A 24,327-nucleotide genomic window follows, 5' to 3' on the forward strand; every position below is an offset into this window, starting at 1 on the left:
TTTCAGTTAAAACAGTACCAGAATTCTATAAGTTTTCATCCTTAATGGTTTTGGAATAATAAAATAAGCATGGACGACAAAATAAAAATATTAAACGATAAAATAGCTTTAGCAAAGCTTGGAGGTGGACAAGCACGAATAGATAAACAACACCAAAAGAAAAAACTAACAGCTCGAGAACGTGTATTATATCTTTTAGATGAAGGTTCTTTTGAAGAAATCGGAGCCTTAGTAACCCATAGAACTAAAGATTTTGGAATGGCAGACCAACAGTTTTACGGTGACGGAGTCGTTACAGGTTACGGAACTGTAAACGGCAGATTAACTTATGTTTTTGCGCAAGATTTTACTGTTTTTGGAGGATCATTATCCGAAACTCATGCCGAAAAAATCTGTAAAATTATGGATATCGCAGTTAATGTCGGTGCGCCCTTAATTGGTCTTAATGATTCTGGTGGCGCACGTATTCAAGAAGGTGTGCGATCTTTAGGTGGATATGCAGATATATTTTATAAAAACGTTCAGTCTTCGGGCGTCATTCCTCAAATTTCTGCCATTATGGGACCTTGTGCAGGTGGCGCTGTGTATTCTCCTGCAATGACCGACTTTACAGTGATGGTACAAGACACAAGCTATATGTTTGTAACAGGTCCTAGTGTTGTAAAAACGGTTACGAATGAAGAAGTTACTAGTGAAGAGTTAGGAGGTGCAAGTGTGCATTCTTCAAAATCTGGTGTTGCTCATATTACATCTACAAATGATGTAGAATGTTTAGAAGATATCAAAAAATTATTAAGCTACTTGCCACAAAGTAATAAGGAAAAACCAGTCGCTATTCCGTTTGAACTTAAAGAAGAACTTAGAGATGATTTAGAAACTATTGTTCCCGAAAACCCAAATAAACCTTATGATATGCATAAGATTATTACAGGTATTATTGATGAAGATTCCTTTTACGAAATCCATAAAGATTATGCCGAAAATATCATTGTAGGTTTTGCACGCTTAGGCGGAAAAAGTGTCGGTATTGTTGCTAACCAACCGATGTTTTTAGCTGGGGTTTTAGATGTGAATAGCTCTAAGAAAGCTGCACGATTTGTTCGTTTTTGCGACTGTTTTAATATTCCTTTATTAGTCTTAGAAGATGTGCCAGGTTTTTTACCAGGAACAGATCAAGAATGGAATGGAATCATCGTTAATGGTGCTAAATTATTATATGCATTTAGTGAAGCTACAGTTCCTAGAATTACTGTTATTACCAGAAAAGCTTATGGTGGTGCTTATGATGTTATGAACTCTAAACATATTGGTGCAGACATGAATTTTGCTTGGCCTAACGCAGAGATTGCTGTTATGGGAGCAAAAGGTGCTGCTGAAATAATTTTTAAAAGAGAGATTTCTAATGCGGAAGATAAAGAGGCTAAATTGAAAGAAAAAGAAGCTGAATATGCTAAACTTTTTGCTAATCCGTATAGTGCTGCAGAACGTGGTTTTATAGATGAAGTTATTCTACCTAAAGATACAAGACGTAAATTAATAAAAGCATTCAGTATGCTTGAAAACAAAAATGTTGCGAAGCCAGATCGCAAGCATGGAAATATTCCTTTGTAATCGTAAGCTTATTAAACAATAATTAAAACCTTTCAGACTTTTATAAGTCTGAAAGGTTTATTTTTTTTAAATTTTTGCTTGAAACGTATATAAATCGTAATAACGTCCTTTTGCTTCAAGAAGTTCATCATGAGTTCCTCGTTCTGCTATTTTTCCTGCTTCGATCACTAAAATCTGATCTGCTTTTTTAATCGTACTTAAACGGTGGGCAATAACTATAGTTGTTCTATCATTTGTTAATTCTGATAAACTTTTCTGAATTAAACCTTCACTTTCTGTATCTAAATTAGAAGTTGCTTCGTCTAAAATAATAATCTTAGGATCTGCTAAAATTGCTCTAGCAATAGCAATACGTTGTCTTTGTCCACCTGAAAGTTTCACACCACGTTCTCCAATTAAAGTTTCTAAACCATCATCAAAACGATCTGTAAACTCATTAACATAAGCTGCTTTTACTGCATTTTGCAATTGTGCTTCAGTTGCATTAGGTCTCGGAAACATAATATTCTCTCTGATAGTTCCTTCAAATAAAAATTCATCCTGTAAAACAACACCTAAATTCTGTCTAAAACTACTTAATACAACTTTAGATAAATCTTGACCATCAATTGTAATCTCTCCCGATTCTGGATTTAAAAATGTAGCTGACAAACCTGCAATTGTTGATTTACCCGAACCAGAACTTCCAACCAATGCCGTTACAGAACCAGAAGGTGCATAAAAATCTATATTATGAAGCACCGGTTTTCCTTCCTCATAAGCAAAAGACACATTATTAAATTTAATATCTCCTTTAACTTTATCTAATTGAATAGTTCGGTCTTCTTGCTCATCTTCTGCTGCTATATTCATTAACTCCTCCGTACGATCTAAACCTGCTAGAGCTTCGGTTAATTGACTACCAATATTACTCATTTGTACAATTGGCGCAATCATAAAACCTAAAATAAGCGTGAAAGACAAAAATTCACCTGTAGTCATATCTCCAATAATCATGTAATAACCACCAATTCCCATAATTCCGGTTGTTGCCACACCTATCAAAAATGTTGAAGAACTCGTCATTATAGCCGTTGCTGTTAAACTCTTTTTTACATTTTGAAATAGGCGTTCTACACCTACTTCAAACGTTTTATTTTCTTGCTCTTCTGCATTAAATGCTTTAATAACACGCACACCTGCTAAGGTTTCCGTTAATCTTCCTGTAACTTCAGCATTAATTTTTCCGCGATTTCTAAAAACTGGTCGTATAAATTTAAAAGCTTTTAAAGCTACAATTCCAAATAATGAAAGCGGTACAAAGACAAACAAAGTCATCCATGCATTTAATTTTATTAAAATGACTAATGAAATTATTGCTGTAAACGTACCACCAACAAGCTGTACTAAACCTGTACCAATTAAATTCCGAACACCTTCAACATCGCTCATAATACGAGAAACTAATGCTCCTGATTTTGTATTATCAAAAAAGCTAATAGGTAACGAAAGGACTTTCTTTTGTACTTGCGCACGTAATTCTGAAATTAAATATTGTGCTTGTACACTCAAAATACGTGTTAATAAAAATGAAGAAACAGATTGCACCAAAATAGCAGTAATAACAACACCTATTAGAGTATAGAGTCCATTAAAATCTTTGTTTGGCACCACATCATCTAAGAGCACTTTACTTTGCCAAGGCAAAATAAAACCCGATAAACTACGGATAACAATAAGGATTAATCCTATGAACACCAATTTACGTCTTGGCCAAATAATGGTTTTAAAAGCCGATTTCATTGTTACTTTAGGTTTCTTATTTTTCGGACTCTTAGAACTTTCTTTAAAATGCTGCATTTCGCTTAATTTTTATGCAAATATAAGCTCTAGTCATTTGTTTTAAATGAATAATAAAGGGTTTCATCTTTTAGTGAGCGTTCATATTTAATCGCACAAACCAAAAATCTTATTTTAGTGTCTTAGCTATTAAAAATTCGTCAGGAATTAAACTACTTTTGCACAATGCAAAATCAAAAAAGATCGCAACTAGAATTTGTAACACTAATGGCCGCATTAATGGCTATGGTAGCGATTGCTATTGACGCCGTATTACCGGCTTTACCTGAAATGGGTCGTTATTTAAATAGCACAGGAGATACTGAAAATCAAAAACTTATAACGACTATATTTTTAGGAATTGGCTTTGGACAACTTCTTTTTGGACCACTTTCGGATAGCTTTGGACGTAAACCAATGGTTTATTTTGGTTTCGGAATATTTATAATTGCATCGATTATTTGTATGACTACAGATAGTTTTGAAATGATGTTATTTGGTCGTTTCTTACAAGGTGTAGGGCTTTCTTCACCTAGAACAATGAGTATTGCCATCGTTAGAGATTCATATAATGGAGATCATATGGCTAAAATACTTTCTGTTGTTACTATGACATTTATTTTGGTTCCTGTTATAGCTCCGATGTTAGGACAATTCTTATTGATGCATTTTGGATGGGAATCAATTTTTACCGTCAATTTAATTTTTGGGTCTTTAGTGATATTTTGGTTTTGGAAGCGGCAACCAGAAACACTTCATAAATCTTATCAAAAAACATTTCACCTTTCTATATTTAAATCGGGATCTATTACGTTTTTTAGAATAAAATCAGCTGTCGTTTATACTTTACTATCTGGTTTAGTAACAGGCTCTTTTATGGTGTATTTGAGTACGTCTCAACAAATTTTTCAAGTGCAATATGATATGGGAGAATATTTCCCTTATATTTTTGCGAGTTTAGCAGTAACCATTGGCTTATCTACATTTTTAAATAGTGCTATTGTTATGCGATTTGGTATGTGGAATTTAGTACACGTTGCCCTCATCGTTTTTATAATATCTTCTTTTACTTATGTCATTATTTTCTGGTCAGGCGTCAACCCTCCTATCGGAGTTTTAATAGGGTTTTTAATGGTTCAGTTTGCTAGTGTTGCTTTCTTATTTGGAAACTACAGAGCACTAGCTATGGAACCAATGGGACACATTGCTGGAATTGGTTCTGCATTAAACGGATTTATATCTACAGTAATGGCTGTACCAATTGCTAACTTTATTGGTAGCTTTATTAAAACCTCTGTATTACCGCTATTTTTAGGCTTTTTCATCACAGGAATTATCGGTTTAATTTTATTTTATAGTGTAAAAAAACCGGTAAGAGTTAGAGTATAAAAGTTTTAAAAAATATCTATACTACCTTTTCCTTCTCTAATAACTTCTGGAGTATCTGTTGATAAATCTACAACTGTAGAAGCCTCATTATCACCGTAACCACCATCAATAACAAGATCAACTAGATTATCCCATTTTTCATGAATTAATTCGGGATCTGTAGTATATTCTAAAACATCATCTTCATCTCTAATCGATGTTGAAACAATAGGATTACCTAATGCTGCAACAATAGCCAAAGCAATAGAATTATCAGGAACTCTAATCCCTACTGTTTTTCGTTTTTTGAAAGGGTTTGGAAGATTTTTAGAACCTGGTAATATAAATGTATAAGGTCCTGGTAAAGCACGTTTCAAAATCTTGAAAGTGGTTGTGTCAATTTGTTTTACATAGTCGCTAAGGTTACTTAAGTCTTCACATACAAATGAAAAATTAGACTTTTCGAGCTTTACACCTTTAATTTGTGCTATACGCTCTAAGGCTCTCATATTAGTAATATCGCAACCTAAACCATAAACAGTATCTGTTGGGTAGATAATTAATCCACCATTTTTCAACACCTTAACTACTTTTTGAATTTCCTTTGGATTCGGATTTTCAGGATATATTTTAATAAATTCAGCCATAATATTAGTCTTTCAAATAAGCAATATAAAGTAACTCTATTTTAAATATGAATGATCAAAATATAAAATAGTCTTGGAAATTATGATAAAACATAAATCTCAGTTCATATTATTAAATAACACTTACAAGGTATAAAGATATAACAGTTAATGTTAAAAATCAATAAATTAGTAATACAAACGAACCCAATTTATATCCTAAAAAGGAGATAAATTGGGTTAAAGTTATTTGTGAATAATATAATTCTAAAGTTATAAAACTGCTTTTTTAAAATACAGTTTAAACTTAATTTTTTGTTCTTAATATATTAAGTTTTGCAAAACGCAATAGTAATTTTTTAACATCACCATTCTGAAACTTAATTTCAGCTTTAGCATCTGCACCTGTTCCTTCAAGGCTCATTACTTGTCCCCTACCAAATCGATCATGATTTACGGTATTTCCTACGACTAATTTAGTATCAAATGAGCTTGGTGCATCTTCAGTTTCTGCAAGAGGTTTCATTTTCTTTGGTGTACTAATTTGAAATTTCTCAGGTTTCTTCTTAGAGTCTTTTCTCAAAATTTTTGCTGTTTTTGGTTTCGCAAAACGAATGCGATTTGGTTCAATGTCTCCAAATATAGAATTGTCTAACATTGGATTGACACGTTGTTGTTTTAAGGGTGTTACTATATTTACAAATTCCTCATCAATTTCTTCAATAAATCGACTTGGTTCTGCATCTATTAATTTTCCCCATCGGTAACGCGATAAGGTATAAGTTAAATAGGCTTGTTTTTCGGCTCTTGTTAATGCTACATAAAATAAACGACGCTCTTCTTCTAATTCACTACGCGTATTCATGCTCATGCCACTTGGAAATAAATCTTCTTCCATACCAACAATAAAGACATGTCCAAATTCTAATCCTTTAGCTAAGTGAATGGTCATTAAAGCTACATGGTCTGGATCACCTTTGTCTCCATCTAAATCTGTTGCCAGAGCAATATCTTCTAAAAATTCAGCTAAAGAATCTCCTGCATCTGCCAACTCTAACTGACCTTCAACGAAATCTTTAATACCATTTAATAATTCTTGGACATTGTCCATTTTTACAACACCTTCAGGCGTAGCATCTTTATTAAGTTCTTTTACTAATCCACTTGTTTTAGTTACATGTTCTGCTAAATCAAACGCATTTGCAGTCTGATTCATTACTTGATAACTTTCAATAAGCGTAACAAAATCTCTTAATTTATTCTTTGTTCCTCCATTGATATTAATATCAATTTTATCGAGGTTTTTTAGAACTTCAAAAATCGTTTTACCGTAACCATTAGCAGCTACAATTAATCGATCTACTGTAGTCTGACCAATTCCTCTTGCTGGATAATTAATAACACGTTTTAATGCTTCTTCATCCGAAGGATTTAAAATTAAACGTAAATAAGCCGTTAAATCCTTAATCTCTTTACGTTGGTAAAATGATAATCCACCATAAATACGGTAAGGAATATCTCGCTTACGTAAAGCATCTTCAATAGCTCTAGACTGTGCGTTGGTACGATATAAAACAGCAAAATCACTATTGTTTAGTTGCTCATTCATTTTGGTTTCCCAAATAGTACTCGCTACATAACGACCTTCATCACCATCGGTTAAAGCACGGTGTACTTTTACCTTTTCTCCAACATCATTAGAGGTCCAAACTATTTTATCTAATTTTGTTTTGTTATGTTCTATTACAGAGTTTGCAGCACCTACAATACATTTTGTAGAACGGTAATTCTGCTCTAAGCGGTACATATTTACACCGTCGTAATCCTTTTGGAAATTTAAAATATTACTAATGTTTGCACCACGGAAAGCATAGATACTTTGCGCATCATCACCTACCACACAGATATTTTGAAAACGATCTGCTAAAGCACGTACAATTAAATATTGAGAGTGGTTTGTATCTTGATACTCATCTACTAATATATATCTAAAACGATCTTGGTATTGTGCTAAAACAGCTGGGAAACGTGTTAAAAGTTCATTGGTTCTTAACAACAAATCATCAAAATCCATACAACCAGCTTTAAAACAACGATCTACATATTCTTTATAAATCTCCCCTATTCTTGGACGCCTCGCCATAGCATCTGCTTCCATTAAATCTGGGTTTTTGTAATACGCTTTAACAGTTACAAGACTGTTTTTGTAAGATGAAATACGGCTATAAACCTGTTTTGTTTTATAAATATCTTTATCAAGCCCCATTTCCTTAATGATAGAACCCATTAATTTTTGAGAATCTTGTGTATCGTAAATTGTAAAATTGCTTGGGAACCCTAAATGATGACCTTCAAAACGTAGAATTTTTGCAAAAACTGAGTGAAAAGTTCCCATCCAAAGGTTCTTAGCTTCACTATCACCAACGATGTCTGCAATTCTGCCTTTCATTTCTTTAGCAGCCTTATTTGTAAAGGTTAATGCTAAGATGTTAAAGGCATCTACACCTTTACTCATTAAATAAGCAATACGAAATGTAAGCACACGTGTTTTACCAGATCCTGCACCAGCAATGATAATCATTGGTCCATCAATCTGTATGGTAGGCGCTAATTGAGCCTCATTAAGCTGACTAAGATACTTTTCCAATCTAAAAATTTTTGAAGATGTAAAATTACGGATTGTCTCATAGTTTTCTGCAATGAATTGAGATTAATTATTAAGAATCTTATAAAATCAATAACTTATTTAGTTCTCATTTCTCCATCACCTGCTATTGCAGACAATAAACCATCCTTAACATTTAACCAAATAAAATTAAAAACAGATTTTGTAACATCCCGATTGACTTGATCTGATTGACCATACCTAAAATTCTGTTTATCTTCATCACTATCTTTTGAAACAAATAAATTAACTAAAGTTGATAAAAAATTATTCTTCTCTCTCCCATCTTTTTTCAAAATTAAAACTTCAAAATCATCATATTTAATTTTTAAATCTATTCGAGATGTGTTTGGATCTCCACTTATTGTAAAATAAGTCTGATTTAATTCACCATTTAAGTCTACATTTAAATTAGGCTTGGTAAACTGTGCTAGTTGAGTTGCATTAAATGTTCCAAGATTTGCTTTAAACATAAATTGATCCGTGGTATCTGAAACTTTAAAATTCCAATCGACTTTTAAAGATGAATTTTTCATGAATTTAGTTTGAATAGCGATTGTAGTTTCTTGATCTCCGAACGTGTTTCCTAAATTTGAAATTTTAGCATTCATTTCTGTAAAATCTAATCGGCCTGTCTCTTCACCTACTTTTACTTTTTCTAAGTATGAAATTTTACCATTTTCTATTTCTAGAGATTTTAAACCTAAATTAAAATCTAACTCCCTTATCATTCTTCCGTATAATAATTTCCTTGAGGTGTCATCAGCAACTAATTTATCTCTGTAAATTTCTGCTGCAGGAGATTTTAGATGTACTTTTTCTGAATTGAAATAAAACTTTTCGCCATTATCAATACCAAAATTTAAATCATTTAACCTCAACTCTGCTAATGTAATATTGAAATGATCTCGTTCTTTATTTAAAATAGAAGAATATTCTGATTTTGAATATTTTGTTTTTAATTTGAAACCTTTAAGTGTTGCGCTGTTATTAGTGAAATGAATGTCATCAACTAAAATATCATCGCAAGTATTGGTTGCCCATTTTAGATTTTCAGCCTTTAATTCAAAATCATTATACGTAATTTTCTTGTTTGCTGTGGATGCCTCAGGATCTATTTGAAAGTCGAGAACTTCGAAATTAAAGTTAGGAATACTCAAAATTATAGAATCACTTTCATAATTCGTTATTAATACATCGGCCTTAGTAATTGCGATTTTTTCGGCATGAATAATTTGTTTGATCTTATCTAGAAAACTACTTTGATAATCCTCATTCTTCACGACTGAATTATGTTTGTATTTTGCAATAAGCTCATCGATTACAAGGGATTCTATTGTTATTTTATCATTAAAAAGTAAATCCCAATAGCCAACATCATTGATTTCTATATATTTAAGTTTTGCGTCTAAAATGGTTTTGTTGGTTGTTTCTTCTGAGACAAGGATTGTTGGGGATTCCACCTCAACATGACCTGTCCATATATTAGCATTAATAGATGTGTATTCGATTTTAGTGGATTCGGATACATTATGAAGCTGCTCTCCTATTTTTTGTTCAATAAAACTATTTGCTAAGAATGATAGTAGCACAGTAACGATTACAACAATAGCTATTACAATGATCGCTTTTTTATATTTTGGTTTTGTCATTTTATTCAGTCCTGAAATATTATGGATGAATCTACTTAAACGCTTTTAAAACTATTAACCAATACCCTATTTATGTTAACTCAAAAAGAGCCATTTCAAAATATGAAATGGCTCTTTAGGTATTATTCTTCTTTTTCTATTAACTATCTCTTAGTACATGAATAGTGATTGCTAAGTTTTTTACGGCACCGCTCGTATCCGTATAGGTCCCAGTTATAGTCATATCGATATAACCTCCTATGGCTCCAAAATTTGATAAGGTAAATTGTAACGTATCTGGTGCATTATAATCCATATTAATGTCAGACGTTTCAAACCAAAAATCTGAAGTTGTGTAGGTTCCAGGTGTTGTTGTATTACCACCTGCTCCAATTGAACCATCTGAAGTTTGACTAGCTACCACAAACATACCTCCTGCAGGTCCTTCTTGATACGCATAGATATTTATTAAATGATATTCTGCCGGATCACTATTTACTTGAACAGATATAAACTCAGTAACCGCACTACAAGCCATAATACTACCAACGTTAGGAGTGCTTAAATTAAAAGGTAAAACGGTTGTTGATTGAAACGCATCGTAATCTACTCCTTCTAAAGAAAACGTATTTATGGAAGCACATTTAATAATATTCATTGCAAAAGCGCCATTAGTAACTTCAACTGATGCATCTTGATTTCCGTAAGTTAAATTTACATAACCATCTGTAACATTAGCGTTACTACAATTCACTAAATTACCTGATATTGTTTCGGTTACAGCCCCTGAAAGCACAATATCACCATAATTAGTATCTGTAGAAAATGGTCCTATAAGTGTTGAAAATACGACTGCTCCACACTGATCATAAGCCATTAACGTTATGGTTTCGTTTGCAGGAATTAACCCACAGATTTCACCATTTGCATTTGAGAACCCATATCTAGGATAGATTTCACCTGCTCTTTCTAATGTTACTTTTACATTAGAGATTGGCATATTATTATCATCTACAACATTTAAACAAAACGATACCGTTGGAAAAGGAGCATCACAATTCCACCACGAAAAATGAGATACCTCACCAATATATACCCCTCCTATTAAATGAGCTTCACCATCTTCTACCCAATACCCATTGACCTCATCAAAATGCCATAATGGAATTGTTGAAGGTGCTACTCCACTTTGTGCAGGATCTAATGGCATATGTATTTCAGCCAAATGACCGTCTGCTATGTTTAATTTCTGACCAGAATCACCTTTTAATTCCACGTTTAACATACCATACGTTTCTAATAATTGCTCATCATCGTCATTGTTTATAGCTTGTAAATTTCCAGGCATTACATCATATACATTAGCATGCGCAGGGTCTAAATGATACATATACACATCAACATTACCAGAGTACGCATTTCCATCTTCATCTTTAAAAGCACCATCGAACTTTACTTTAGCACCGTTACCTAGAGACACTTCACTATTTGTTCCTGAAGACACAGAACCTGTTAGACCCTTAGAAACAAGCATAATACGCACATTACTTATACCCTCTGTAGGTACTACGGTTTTTAAGCCTGTAATAAAACCTGCTTTTTCTGCTGTTACATAAGCTTGTCTCTCATTAACAGAAGCATTTTTAATCATAAAAATACCATTGGCGTCCGTTGTCGCTATCTTGCTTCCTATTACGACGCTTACATCACTTAAAGGCATAGAAGATTCATCTATTATTTTACCCATAAAGTCCCTTTGAATACTTGCGCCTTGATCTATAGCACCTATGTTATTATGGTCACTGCCAGAAGATGTATCGTTGAAACCTTCCTCTTTTTCACAGGAAGTAAATAGTACACTAAACACTAGAACTAATGCTAGTGAAATTCTTGAAATGATTTGTCTTGTTTTCATATTATTTTGAGTTAAGAGTGTTGTTAATTTATTATCACCCTTATATCAAAACAAGCTTCGATTTGTTACCCTATTTTTTAAAAAATTTATTATTACACCCTTATAATCAACGCTTTTATATTGTATTGTGCTTTAATAATATTTTGAAGTACATCTTTAATTAAATAGCTCTAGAAACGCTTTTTTATTGGCTCTAGAAATTGGAATACGTTGTTTATTTTCTAATACTAAATACCCTTCGTTTTCAAAATGTCTCACCTTATTAAGATTTACAATATGCGATTTATGGCATTTAAAAAAATTAGAGGACACCACTTTTTCAAACTTCCCTAAGTTGTAAGAACTCATTAAAGTAGAATTATCTTCTAAATGGATTTTAGTATAACCTTCATAGCCTTCAATATGTAAAACTTCATCTTGAGGAATAAAGGATAAGCCCTTAACGGTAGGAACAATCAGCTTATTATTTTCTGTAACTGTAGTTGAAATTAACTTTAACAACTTTGAATTCAGTTCTACATTCTCTTGAGCTTCCACGCTTTTAATCGCTTTCTCAACGGCCAACTTTAATTCTATGTTGTCAATCGGCTTTAGAATATAATCAATCGCATTTTGCTTAAATGCTTGTATCGCATATTCGCTGTAAGCTGTTACAAATATGACCTGAAAATCGATCACATCGACAGCTTTTAACAACTCAAAACCATTAATTCTAGGCATTTGTATATCTAAAAACACCAATTGTGGCTTCAACTCTTTTATAGCCACAATAGCGGCTTCTGGTTTTTGGTAACTGCCAACAATAGTTATATTTGGAAATAAGTTTTTAAGCTTTTTCTGCAAACCTTTGATATTCGATATTTCATCGTCAACGATTATAGCTGTTAATTCTTCTATCATAGTTTTTGCATTATAAATGTGGATTTATTCCCTTTTTCGTATTGCTCAGGATGTAATTCTTCTTCTGTATATGAAATATTCCATTTTTTAGAGTTATTTAAAAAATGAAGTCTATCTTTTAAAACACTAGATGATTTCACTCCTTTTCGATGACCTTTTTTAGTATTTACAAATCCAACACCATCATCTATAATTTCAACAATTACAATATCTCCTTCTCCTTTTTTAAAATTAACGGTAACTATTCCGTTGTCTTCTTTATTGAATATTCCATGGTTTATAGCATTTTCAATAATAGGTTGCAGTGTCATCGTTGGAATTTTCAGATCTTCTATATAAAGATTTTTATCTACATTAATTTCAAAATTCAATTTCTCCTTAAAACGTAGTTTTTCTATTTCTAAATAACTTTGAAGCAAGCTTATTTCTGAAGCTAATGAGATTTCGTTTTCTTTAGAGAGTTCGAAAAATTGTCTTATTAGTTTAGAGAATTTCACCAAATACCTTTCTGATGCTTCAAAATCATTTTCATTAATATAAAACTGAATAGCTGCTAAAGAATTAAACACAAAATGTGGGTTCATTTGAGAACGTAAGGCTTTTAACTGTAATTCAATTAGTCGTTTATCTTCAAATACCTTTTTATTCTTTTTAAACTGAGAACGCTTCACAAAAAATCTTGAAATTAATGCAACAACAAACACACTTACTCCAACAATTATGATTTTAAACCACAAGGTTTGCCACCACAAGGCTTCTATTTTAAATCTTATTTTTTTAGAAATTGATTTATTGTGAATATTAAACGTGTAATCACCTGGTTTAAGATTATTAAAGTTTACGGTGTTAATTGCTGTATTCTCCCAATTGGTTTGCAATGGTTCTAGCTTATATAAATAATCCGCATTCTTTAACTTATCTTCAGAAAAATCAATACTTTCAAATTTAAATTGTATTGTATTATTATTCACATAATCAAACACGGAATTACTTTTAGATATCTGCTGCTGATTATAGGTTGCTTCATTTATAAAAACATCAATTAACAAATCTTTTCTTGTCTGATTTATAGGTATAATGGCTAATCCGTTATTAGTACCAATAATTAAGTCTTTTTCTGTAGCATAAACTGTGTTAACATTATTATTTGGCAAACCATCATTGACATCGTAATACCTTATAAGTTTATACTTATCATTGATTTTACGATAACGTAAAACACCTGAATTAGTAGCTAACCAAATATTATCTTCATTTATAAATGCATCTTGAACAATTAAAAACTCTGAATTATCTAAAGCTGTATTTGTTTTTAAATCTGAAATATAACTTCCATAACCATCTGTGTTAATTAATATTTCGGTCTGTGAAAGTGGTTTTATACTTAAAATAGGTTTATTGAAATTTTTATTTTTAAAATCTACTTTTTTAATGGTATCATCTTCTAATTCCTTTAAACCATTATTAGTTGCTATAATTAAACGTGACTTAAAAACTAAAAAGTCATTAGAGCCTTTAAGAATAATATCTTTTTTAATATTAAAGGTTTTAGAATCTATTTTAAAAATCCCGAAAGAATAAATCCCATATAAGTTAGAGTTAAAAAATGTAAGTTTCTTTACTAAAGAGTTAATATACAACGATTGTTTTCCGCTTGTGGTAAAGTTTATAATATCTCTTTTTCCGTTACTTTCAGAGATTAAACCAGACTTCTTTAAGAAGAAAGTACGTTTGAGGCTATCTATATACACAGATCCAAAATTATAGTCGTTAGACACTATATAAGATTGAAAAGTTTTATTAATCTCATTGTATTTAAAGAATCCCTTATTGTATACACTAGCAATCAGATGACTTTCAATAAATTTTAAATCTTGAATTTTCTCATTATTAAAACGATAAGCTATATTTTGTTTTATACGCGGTAATTTATAAACACCATTTGTAAATGTAGATAGCCATATGGTATTCTGCCTATCTATATATCCAAAATGTACATTCAATTCTAAAGGAAAAATAAAAGGATTTATAATATGAAGATCTTTATTTAATGTCGCAACAAAACGGTCTCCACTGATTTGAATTGAATTTCCTACTAAATTAATTCTAGGATATTTTAGTGTTTCTATACCAACTTCATCTTTGAATTTAAAACTTTTTAAAACGAATGTTTTTAGATTTAAAAAGCTGTATGATTTTTCAGACACCCAAAAAAATAAGCTATCACCTATCTGACCTTTAGTACTATTTTGATTGATAATATGTTTAGTAGAGCTCTTGCTTAATAGATTATTTTTTTTATCATAAACAGTCAGACTTTCATCTTCAAAACTTACACCTAAGTAAGCTACTTTGTCATTAAAAACTTTGGTATAATCTTCATATTTATTGGCTTTAGGCGTGTTTTTATAACTGTGCCAAACATTGTCTTTTAAATGATAAACATTTTTTGGCCCACCAGGATAAACATTATTATTCAACTGAATAGTGTATATAGGATTTAAAGTCTCTTCCCTATTTTTACTCGGAAAAGAATAAACACTATCATTTTCTATATATCCTAAACGTGCGGATTTAGACATGTACCAAATTTTACCATCTGGTGTAGGAAACGCATCCCATACATCATTATTAGGTAAACCTTGTTTGGTTGTAAAAGTTTTAAATGTTTTTCCATTATACCTAACCATCCCCTTATCTGTTAAAAACCACATAAAGCCTTTAGCATCTTGCATAATAGTATAGACGTGATTACTAGGTAAACCGTCCTTTGTAGCGTAATTGGTATATTGTTGTGCGAATGAAAAACTCCATATCAGAAGAAAATAAATTGTGATATGGAGTTTGTTTTGTTTCAATATAATTGGCGATCTTAATTTATTACGAATACTATAGTTAAATATAGCCGTAAATTTAGTTTTTAGTTCTTTTTCAGTAAGAAATACATTCTATAGTTTTTACTATTATAAAACTTCATCTATTACAACGCAAAATTCAACTTCTATACTGCCATAGGTAACGTCATATCTCATTTCATCACCCACAGCACTCCCTGTACGTTGGCAGGTTACAGTTACCAATTGATCTGGATTTCCATTTACAGAAATCCAACCTATACCTGTTTCATTTTCGATTAGCACATTTGTTGTAAAAAATATAGTAGGAGAACTTGTAAAAGAAGCTATTTCTATGCCTGACGCACCATAAGGTCCGTTACTATCATTTGGAAAATACTGCGTATTTAATTCTGATTCTGCTAATATAAGCTGATCATCATTATTAGCGTCATAATAAGAAAATCCCTCATAATTACACTCAGCAATATTAGTTGCATTATCGTCATCATTATCACACGAAACCAACCCCAAACAAATTATAGCAATTATGCTTAACTTTTTAATTATTTTCATGTCTTTTATTTTATGTTTGAATTAATTAGTCTTTAGAAAAATACGCCTTCAAAGATTAATATTTAATCTAATATGATACCTAAAGTACCTTCATAATGCCCTGTAATTGATGTACTATCTGAGGCTAAAAAAGTATAATCAATATCGATAGTGCTGTTAGCAGGCGTATTGTAATCAATATTTATAGCATTTATTATCACCGTAGGACCTACAGTTCCTACATAATACCAAACCCCACTGGTTTCAGGAAGGTTGCTATATTCAATTCCATTTTCTGTTCCAAAGGAAGCTGAAACGACCCCATCATAAGCTATTAAAGAATCTGCTGAAAAATTAGGAGTACCAGTACTTATACTAGAACCTATATAAGTGTTTCCTGCTGAAATAAATCCAGTACCTAAATTAATATTATCAGTTACTAAAACTTTTATTAATGCTAATTTTGAAGTACTATCAACTGAATAAGCATATTCATAACCGACACCTACATCTCCAAAAGAATCCGTGATTCTACCATCTGTAAACATAAAATTATAGTGATCAGGATAACCATCTGCATTATTGTCTGATTGATCAATAGATATATAGCATTTACCGTTTCGTGAAATGTTGAATTTATTGTAAATCCATCTGTTGAAGCTGCTGACGTCGCATCATCGTTATTATCGCAGCTAAAAAAAGTCAATACTATAACCGACATCAATACGTTGTTTATTAATGATTTCATAATTTGCTTTTTAAGGGGCTACATAATCAATTACAACACATAATTCTACCTCTTCACCTGAGGCTAGTACAATGTCTAATCGAAGCTCATCTCCTACTGCACTTCCCGCTCTTTGACAAGTTACCACACCTGAATGATTTGTACCATTGATTACTATTTGTGGATTTGAATCTACAGCCCCCACCGTAAGTGCTCTTGTTACTACAAATGTACTTCCTGGATTGACCGAGTGATATACCTCAACAGCAGGAATACCTGGCCCATCATTATCTGGAAAATAATCTGTAACTAAGTCCGATTCAGGTATTAAAGTTAGTGTCCCTTGTATGTCTGCTGTAAGTCCTTCATAATTACAAACACTTATGTTTGGAGCATTACCATCATCATTATCACAGTTAAATAGAGTAAGTGTAATGGCTAGTAATAAAATTGTTTTTAAAATTGATTTCATAATAATTTGAGTTTTGATTAAATTAATTTTTGAATTTTCTATGCTTTAAGAATCTCTCCTAGAATGTATGGTTCCAGAAATTGAATGTGTTACACCTGCATCATCTATATAATCACCAGAAAAAGTAACACTAATGTAGCCTCCAATAGCATCGTAACCTGTTATTACAAATTGAAAATTTGATGTTGTAGTTATATCTGTATCTAAATTGATATCTGCGATGTACAAGAAGGCATCAAAATCAGCCAAAGTATACGTCCCTAATACTGTAGTATCAATACTAAAATGTAATTCTCCTGCTCCAGATACTGCGTTAATATTAAACCCTCCTTCTGTATCACTATACCCCATTACGTTTATGGATGTTATAGGTGTTTCATCATCTACTTGGTAAGTAAAAAATTCATCAACCGCATTACAAGAAATAACAGTTCCTAAATCAGTAATTGGCTGTGCTAATGTAAATGGAATTTCTCCTGTAGATTGTGTCGTTAAGTAATCAATCCCTTCAATAGAAATACTAGTATCTGAATTACAGATTAAGGTACTAATTTCAAAGGTTCCGTTTTCAATTACAGTATAACTTGTAAGAGCTCCGTAATTTAATTGTACGTAACCTTCTGTAATAGGATTATAATCACAATCTAAAAAGTTACCTGTAATAACTGTTGGTTGAGCACTACCTGCTGAAATTACAATAGTTTGACTTGAGCCAGTAAAACTAGAACTAATATAATTGGTATAGATTTCATTACCACAGTAATCATAAGCAACTAAGGTTATCGTTTCACCTACAGGAATTAACCCACAAATTTGACCTTCTGAACTTGAAACACCTACTACAGGGAAAGGGTTAATACCGAAACTTAAATTAACTTGTACGTTTGCTAACGGATTTCCATTATCATCTTCAACATTTAAACAAAACTCAGTCGTTGGAAAGCTCGCATCACAATTCCACCATGAAAAATGAGATACCATACCAACATATTCGCTTCCTGTTTTTGTAGCAAACCCCTCTTCTACCCAATAACCAGCACCTTCATCAAAACTCCATAAGGGTATTGTGTCTGGAGCTCCAGTTAATTCTGTAGGAATTGGCATTCTAATTTCGGCTGTACTTCCTGTTGCTAGTTGTAAGGCATTACCAGAAGCATCTGTTAAACTTACATGAAGCATTCCATAGGTTTCTAAGACTTCAAATTCATCTGAAGTCGTTTTCCCTAATAACATTCCTGGCATTTCCTTGGCTATTGTAGGACTTGAAGGATCTACATGATTAATAGAATAATGAACAGAACCTGAATATAAATTCCCCGCAGCATCTTCAAAACCACCGTTAAAAGTCACTTTAGTTCCATTAGGCATTAATATTTCATTACTAGCTGTTAATGCTTGTACTGTTTCTGTTAAAAGCATAATAGCAACAGAATTACCACCTTCTGTTGGCACTACAGATTTCATACCATTTAAGTAACCTGTTTTAGTTACTTGTATATAGGCAAACTTCTCTTGTACATCTGCATCTTCTATTATAAAGACACCATTAGAATCCGTTTGCGCTGTTTTTACTCCTATAATAACTGTAGCATTACTTATAGCTATGTTAGACTCGTCAACTACAGTTCCTATAAAGTCTTTTTGGATTATAGCACCAAATTCAAATTCTTGGTTAATTCCTTGTGACGATCCATAATCTCCAGAATCATCTGTTTCACAGTTAAACATTGTCATTGCCATAAAAAGCAATACAAATAATTTAAAATTTAATTTCATATTCGTTTAGGTTTAAAATTTGATTTTAAGAAATATTCTATTTTTATAAATCAGTTTTACACTTTGAAAACCGATACTCACCCTTATATCAAATAACTCATAAAATTGTTACCTCTATAAATGCTTTTTTATTTACAACTTGTATTAGTTACATATAATTACTTGCGTAAATGTGATATGAATTTGTGCATTAACATTATTACCTATATTATTTGTAATGTTTTTATCAGCTAAGGGAACTATAAATTTTATGATGTACTTCTAGATAAATTGAAATTCTATTTAAGAAGAAATTAATTTAAGATTTTAATGAAAATCGCCAGTGGTATAGTTGACAATCTAACCACTGACGATTATTCCCCTCACTAATTTATAGTATTATAAAATTAAGCCAATAGGCAGAATTAACATATAGCCATTAGATTTTGATGCAGTTTCATTCAACCAAAAACAACACTCATTCAATTAACGGTTTTGTTTGTACAATAGATTGAAAGGTTTTAAGTTTGTATTCTAAATTTATGCCATGGATATTGATAAGATTATCGAACTACTTTTTAATATAGCACCTGCTGCTATCGTTGGTGCAATTGCATATTATTTCTTTAGAGAACATGTAGAGAATGAAAACAAACGAAGACATTTTTTATTGAAAAAAGATTTACAAAAGGAAAGCTTCCCTTTACGCTTACAAGCTTACGAGCGTTTATCACTTTTTTTAGAACGAATTTCACCTTCAAAACTTTTAACAAGAGTTAACCCTACGTCTTCTAATAAAACAGATTACGAAAGTTTATTAATTGCAACTATAGAACAAGAATTAGAACATAATATATCGCAACAAATTTATGTAAGTGATCAATGTTGGTCTATTACATTGGCTGCAAAAAATGCAACAATTCAATTAATTAGAAAAGCCGCTATGAAAGAAACAACAGATAGTGCGAATAAGCTTAGAGAAGTTGTTTTAACTCACCTAATGGAAAACCCTGCTCCGAGTAGTGCTGCTTTGGCTTATATAAAGCAAGAAGTAAGTGAAATGTGGTAGAAATCATATTATTTAAACACAAAAAAGTCTTCCAATTTGGAAGACTTTTTTGTGTTTAATCACTTTCAAAATTAGATAAGAAAATGAATAACTATTTTATTCTGTTACTAAAAATTCTTTTAGTGTTTCTTCATAAATTTTCTCATACATCGGTACAATATTTCTTAAATCGAATTTCTGAGATTGCACTTTAGCATTCGCCTTAAATTTTTCTAATGTTTTAATATCAGATAAGATTTTAACAGCGTTAACAGACATATCTTTAATGGCATTAACATCACTTAAATACCCAGAAAAACCATCTTCATTAACTTCTGGTAACCCTCCTGAATTAGTAGAAATAACAGGAACACTACTTGCCATAGCTTCAAGTGCTGCCAGACCAAAACTTTCTGTTTGTGATGGTAATAAAAACAGATCACTAAAACATAAAATACGATCTATTTCATTACTATTTCCTAAGAAAATAACACGATCACTAATTCCTAATTCTTCAACTAAATGTTCTGCTGCTTCTTTTTCTGGCCCTTCACCTACCATCATTAGTTTTGCGGGTAGTTCTTTTTGAATATTATAAAAGATCTTTATAACGTCTGGTATACGTTTTACCTCTCTAAAATTACTAATATGTGTTACAATACGCTCATCATCATCTGCCATCATACCACGTTGACAATCTGTAAATTTATGTTCGTGCTTTTCGAGATCAATAAAATTAGGCACAACAGATATTTCCCTTTTAATGTCGAATAATCTTTGAGTATCCTTCTTTAAACTTTCTGAAACAGAAGTTACCGCATTAGATTTATTAATACTAAATGTTACTGCAGGTTTATAAAATGGATGACTCCCTACTAGGGTGATATCCGTACCGTGTAATGTAGTTACAATAGGTACAAAAATCCCTTCATCCTTTAACATTTGCTGTGCCATATAAGCGGCATAAGCATGAGGAATCGCATAGTGTACATGTAATAACTCTATACCATATAACTTTACCATATCCACTAATTTACTAGACAATGCTAGCTCATAAGGTTGATATAAGAAAAGTGGATATTCAGGAACATGAACTTCATGAAAATGAACATTATTACTCAACAATTCTAATCTTACAGGTTGACTGTAAGTTATAAAATGAATCTCGTGACCACGTTTTGAAAGTTCTAAACCTAATTCTGTAGCTACAACTCCACTGCCTCCAAATGTTGGGTAACAAACTATTCCTATTTTCATTTTAGTTTTAAATATTTAAAATTATAAGTGCCATGGTTTATTATTTGACTATAGTCGTTCTATTTTTTTAATCCTTTCGAATTAAGAAAATAAATTAAAATAAGACGTCAACGCTTATAATTTATAATGTTAATCTATAATTGCTTCATAGATTAAACGTTGAATTTCAGTTCTAATATTTTCTCTTAACAAAAGGTTTTTTCCAGCTTCTGGGTATGTTCTATTTGCTAAAAAGACATATACAATTTCTTCTTCTGGATCTGCCCAAGCATAAGTCCCAGTAAATCCTGAGTGACCAAAACTTGTCATAGATAAACATCCACAGGTTGGTCCTGCTTCACCTAACTGAGGTTTATCGAAACCAATACCTCTTCTATTATTATTTCCGCAATAATAGCAGTAATTAAACTTATCTATCGTTTCACTTTTAAGGTAACGCTTTCCTCCATAGAAACCTTTTTGCAAATACATCTGCATTATTTTAGCAACATCATTGGCATTACTAAAAATACCAGCATGTCCGCCAACACCACCTTGCATTGCTGCTCCCATATCATGTACATAACCATGTACTTTTTTATAGCGGTAGTAGTTGTCTATTTCAGTTGGAACAATATCTTTTAGACTGAATTTTTTTCGTGGATTATAAGTTGTGTAATTGGCTCCAAGTGATTTATAAAATCGATCTTCAGTAATTTCACTTAAAGACTTATCATAAAAACCTTCAAGATATTTCTTCAGAATGTAATATGGTAAATCACTGTAACGGTATCTTAAACTTGGTAATAAATCACTGTCTCTAATAATTTTCTGAATCGAATCTTGGTAATCATCACGCATAAAAAGCGTACTAGTAACTTCTGTTCTAAACCCTTCAGTACTTTCATATCTATAATACTTAGGATCTGGTAATTTTGTTACAGAATCTAACGTCGCATAATAAAAAGGTACCCATGGCTTTAAACGTGCGTAGTGCGACAACATTTTTTTAAGTGTAATATTCTTTTTATTAGTGTTTTTATATTCTGGCATTAAATCACTCAACTTATCATCTAACGAAACAGAACCACGCTCTTCTAACTCCATTAAAACAGGAAGTGTTGCTAATATTTTAGTTAAAGAAGCCACATCGTATATATCATCGAAATCTACTTTGTTTTTCTTTTGGTAAGTGTGATAGCCAAAATTCTTATTATAAACAACCTTACCTCTTCGGGCAACAATTAATTGAATTCCTGGTGTCATTTTACCATCAACAGCATAATTTGCTATAGAATCTATTCTGTTTAATAAATCAGAACTCATCCCTACACGCTCTGGTAAACCATAACTTAAACTCATAATTGAATTATAAGTTTCACCTGTACCAACCGGAAAAAATGGGCCTGCTGTTACAGGCAATTTCCCTTTAGCTTCAATAGCTCCAAAAATAAGCTGAGCAGATTTCTCTTGCGCTATTTTACTGTTCTGGTAACTTACTACTACACTTTCTATATTTTCTACAGACAGTAAATCGTTTAAAGCATAAGGTCTTGCAAAAACATCTAATACAACGGTATTTGTTCTAGCAATTTCATACAACCAAGCCATTTCTTGTTGAGTAAATTCAAAACTTTTCCAAGGATTGGCATTAGATTTATGAAAACCAACGACAACAGTATTATAGTTTTGAAGTTTATCAATAGCTTCATCAAGCTTATCTGCTTTTATCTCATGAACTTTAGTGTATTTTTTTAATTCATCTAAAAAAGGAGAACCACTATCATCTCCTAAAGCGATATAAGCAATGTTTTTAGTTTCTAAATCCCTTAAAGGCAATAAAGAATTGGTGTTTTTTGCAACCGTAATTGCACCTTCCATAAGTTCTTCATACAAGAGATCATCCTTTAATCTGTTAAGGTCTTTCTCTAAATCATAAATTCCTATTGGCGAATAATTATTAAGTCCAACTTTATATTTAGCCATTAATATTTTCTTTACAGAATATGCTAAACGCTCTTCTGTAATGACACCATTCGTAATAGCTTCTACAAATTTTGCTATTCCAACTTCAGGATCCTCAGACATTAGCATTACATCATTTCCTGCTAAAAAAGCCATTAAATCAATCTCACCACCTTTTATTAAACTCTTAGAGTTATTTACATTATTTTCTACATAATCAGCAGCGCCTTTCATGGTTAAAGCATCAGTAAATATTAAACCATTAAAACCTAATTTGTTTTTTAAAATATCTGTAACAATATGTTTAGATAAAGATGAAGGAAAATCTTTTCGAGTCTCTAAACTTGGCACGTTTAAATGTGCTACCATTACACTCGCTAAACCTTCTTTTATAAGTTTTTTGTAGGGATACAATTCAATAGAATCGATACGTTTTGCACTAAAATTAATCGTTGGTAATTTTAAATGTGAATCTTCCTCTGTATCTCCATGACCAGGAAAATGCTTTGCGTTTGCCAATGTTCCGGCACTTTGCATTCCTTTCATAAAAGCTAAACCTTTGTCGGTAACATTGTCTCTGTCTTCACCAAAAGAACGGTTACCAATAATAGGATTTTTAGGATTGGTATTAATATCTACAGCTGGCGCAAAATTAAAATGCACACCTAAACGTTTACAATGCTCTCCGATTTGTCTTCCGGCTTGTTCTACTAATTTATTATCAGAAATAGCACCAAGTGTCATATTCCAAGGAAACGCATAAGTAGAATCTAAGCGCATACTTAAACCCCATTCTGCATCCATACCAATTAATAATGGAATTTTAGAAGCCGCTTGTAATTCGTTATTTAATTTAGCTTGACGTACAGGTCCGCCGTTTGAATAAATTAAACCACCTATATGTTGATGATTTATTAAATGAGCTATTTTATTTTCATATGCTTTTCCTTTATTTGAAAATACTTGAACCATAAAAAGTTGACCAACGCGCTCTTCTACGGACATTGATGTATATAAACTATCGACCCATTTTTGCTGCTGAACTGAATCTTTAGACTGAAGTGGATGATCTGATATGTTTTGTGAAAAATTAAATTGAAAACAAACACAAATAAAAATAAGGGAAAAATAACGCATTAGTAATCTTTATAGATTTTTAAGTTTAGTACACAAAATGACAACGAATATTGTGCCAAATTAG

At 31.7% G+C, this 24,327-nt stretch carries 16 protein-coding genes; 3 read left to right on the forward strand and 13 right to left on the reverse strand.

Features of this window, described 5'->3' with window-relative positions:
- Nucleotides 1–69: 69 nt before the first annotated feature.
- A complete protein-coding gene (locus HSX10_RS15490; protein WP_173589157.1) occupies nucleotides 70–1,611 on the forward strand; it encodes an acyl-CoA carboxylase subunit beta in 1,542 nt (513 codons plus the stop codon).
- Between the two features lie 66 nt (nucleotides 1,612–1,677).
- On the opposite strand, the gene HSX10_RS15495 is transcribed toward HSX10_RS15490, so the two are convergent.
- Complete coding sequence (locus HSX10_RS15495) at nucleotides 1,678–3,450, reverse strand: ABC transporter ATP-binding protein (protein ID WP_173589158.1); 1,773 nt, start codon at nucleotides 3,448–3,450, stop codon at nucleotides 1,678–1,680.
- 165 nt (nucleotides 3,451–3,615) lie between these two features.
- On the opposite strand from HSX10_RS15495, the gene HSX10_RS15500 reads away from it, so the two are divergent.
- Complete coding sequence (locus HSX10_RS15500) at nucleotides 3,616–4,818, forward strand: multidrug effflux MFS transporter (protein ID WP_173589159.1); 1,203 nt, start codon at nucleotides 3,616–3,618, stop codon at nucleotides 4,816–4,818.
- Between the two features lie 5 nt (nucleotides 4,819–4,823).
- On the opposite strand, the gene HSX10_RS15505 is transcribed toward HSX10_RS15500, so the two are convergent.
- From HSX10_RS15505 to HSX10_RS15550, 10 genes are all read right to left on the reverse strand, one after another.
- Nucleotides 4,824–5,444, reverse strand: a complete 621-nt coding sequence (locus HSX10_RS15505; protein WP_173589160.1) for an L-threonylcarbamoyladenylate synthase — start codon at nucleotides 5,442–5,444, stop codon at nucleotides 4,824–4,826.
- 286 nt (nucleotides 5,445–5,730) lie between these two features.
- On the reverse strand, nucleotides 5,731–8,070 hold the full coding sequence (locus tag HSX10_RS15510) for an ATP-dependent helicase (RefSeq protein WP_173589161.1): 2,340 nt from the start codon (nucleotides 8,068–8,070) through the stop codon (nucleotides 5,731–5,733).
- 95 nt (nucleotides 8,071–8,165) lie between these two features.
- A complete protein-coding gene (locus HSX10_RS15515) occupies nucleotides 8,166–9,740 on the reverse strand; it encodes a hypothetical protein (protein WP_173589162.1) in 1,575 nt (524 codons plus the stop codon).
- 139 nt (nucleotides 9,741–9,879) lie between these two features.
- Entirely contained in the window at nucleotides 9,880–11,634 is a 1,755-nt protein-coding gene (locus HSX10_RS15520; RefSeq protein ID WP_173589163.1) for a hypothetical protein, read from the reverse strand.
- Nucleotides 11,635–11,790: 156 nt separating this feature from the next.
- A complete protein-coding gene (locus HSX10_RS15525) occupies nucleotides 11,791–12,534 on the reverse strand; it encodes a LytR/AlgR family response regulator transcription factor (protein WP_217363306.1) in 744 nt (247 codons plus the stop codon).
- Complete coding sequence (locus tag HSX10_RS15530) at nucleotides 12,531–15,392, reverse strand: sensor histidine kinase (protein WP_173589164.1); 2,862 nt, start codon at nucleotides 15,390–15,392, stop codon at nucleotides 12,531–12,533. Before HSX10_RS15530 ends, HSX10_RS15525 begins: the two co-directional genes overlap by 4 nt.
- A gap of 105 nt (nucleotides 15,393–15,497) precedes the next feature.
- The gene (locus HSX10_RS15535; RefSeq protein WP_173589165.1) at nucleotides 15,498–15,944 is read right to left on the reverse strand and encodes a hypothetical protein; all 447 of its coding nucleotides are present in this window, start codon (nucleotides 15,942–15,944) and stop codon (nucleotides 15,498–15,500) included.
- Between the two features lie 62 nt (nucleotides 15,945–16,006).
- Entirely contained in the window at nucleotides 16,007–16,471 is a 465-nt protein-coding gene (locus HSX10_RS15540) for a hypothetical protein (protein ID WP_173589166.1), read from the reverse strand.
- A 210-nt stretch (nucleotides 16,472–16,681) separates the two neighbouring features.
- Entirely contained in the window at nucleotides 16,682–17,122 is a 441-nt protein-coding gene (locus tag HSX10_RS15545) for a hypothetical protein (RefSeq protein WP_173589167.1), read from the reverse strand.
- A 45-nt stretch (nucleotides 17,123–17,167) separates the two neighbouring features.
- Nucleotides 17,168–18,898 carry a carboxypeptidase-like regulatory domain-containing protein gene (locus HSX10_RS15550; RefSeq protein ID WP_173589168.1) on the reverse strand — a complete coding sequence of 577 codons (1,731 nt, stop codon included), beginning with the start codon at nucleotides 18,896–18,898 and terminating at the stop codon, nucleotides 17,168–17,170.
- Nucleotides 18,899–19,424: 526 nt separating this feature from the next.
- Between HSX10_RS15550 and HSX10_RS15555 the strand changes: the two genes are divergently transcribed.
- The gene (locus HSX10_RS15555; protein WP_173589169.1) at nucleotides 19,425–19,946 is read left to right on the forward strand and encodes a DUF7935 family protein; all 522 of its coding nucleotides are present in this window, start codon (nucleotides 19,425–19,427) and stop codon (nucleotides 19,944–19,946) included.
- Between the two features lie 96 nt (nucleotides 19,947–20,042).
- Here the strand turns inward: HSX10_RS15555 and bshA are convergent, their stop codons facing one another.
- On the reverse strand, nucleotides 20,043–21,182 hold the full coding sequence (bshA, locus tag HSX10_RS15560; protein WP_173589170.1) for an N-acetyl-alpha-D-glucosaminyl L-malate synthase BshA: 1,140 nt from the start codon (nucleotides 21,180–21,182) through the stop codon (nucleotides 20,043–20,045).
- 129 nt (nucleotides 21,183–21,311) lie between these two features.
- Complete coding sequence (locus tag HSX10_RS15565) at nucleotides 21,312–24,263, reverse strand: serine hydrolase domain-containing protein (protein ID WP_173589171.1); 2,952 nt, start codon at nucleotides 24,261–24,263, stop codon at nucleotides 21,312–21,314.
- Nucleotides 24,264–24,327 lie beyond the last annotated feature (64 nt).

This window comes from Winogradskyella undariae (assembly GCF_013285155.1).
GTDB classification, from domain to species: Bacteria; Bacteroidota; Bacteroidia; order Flavobacteriales; family Flavobacteriaceae; genus Winogradskyella; species Winogradskyella undariae.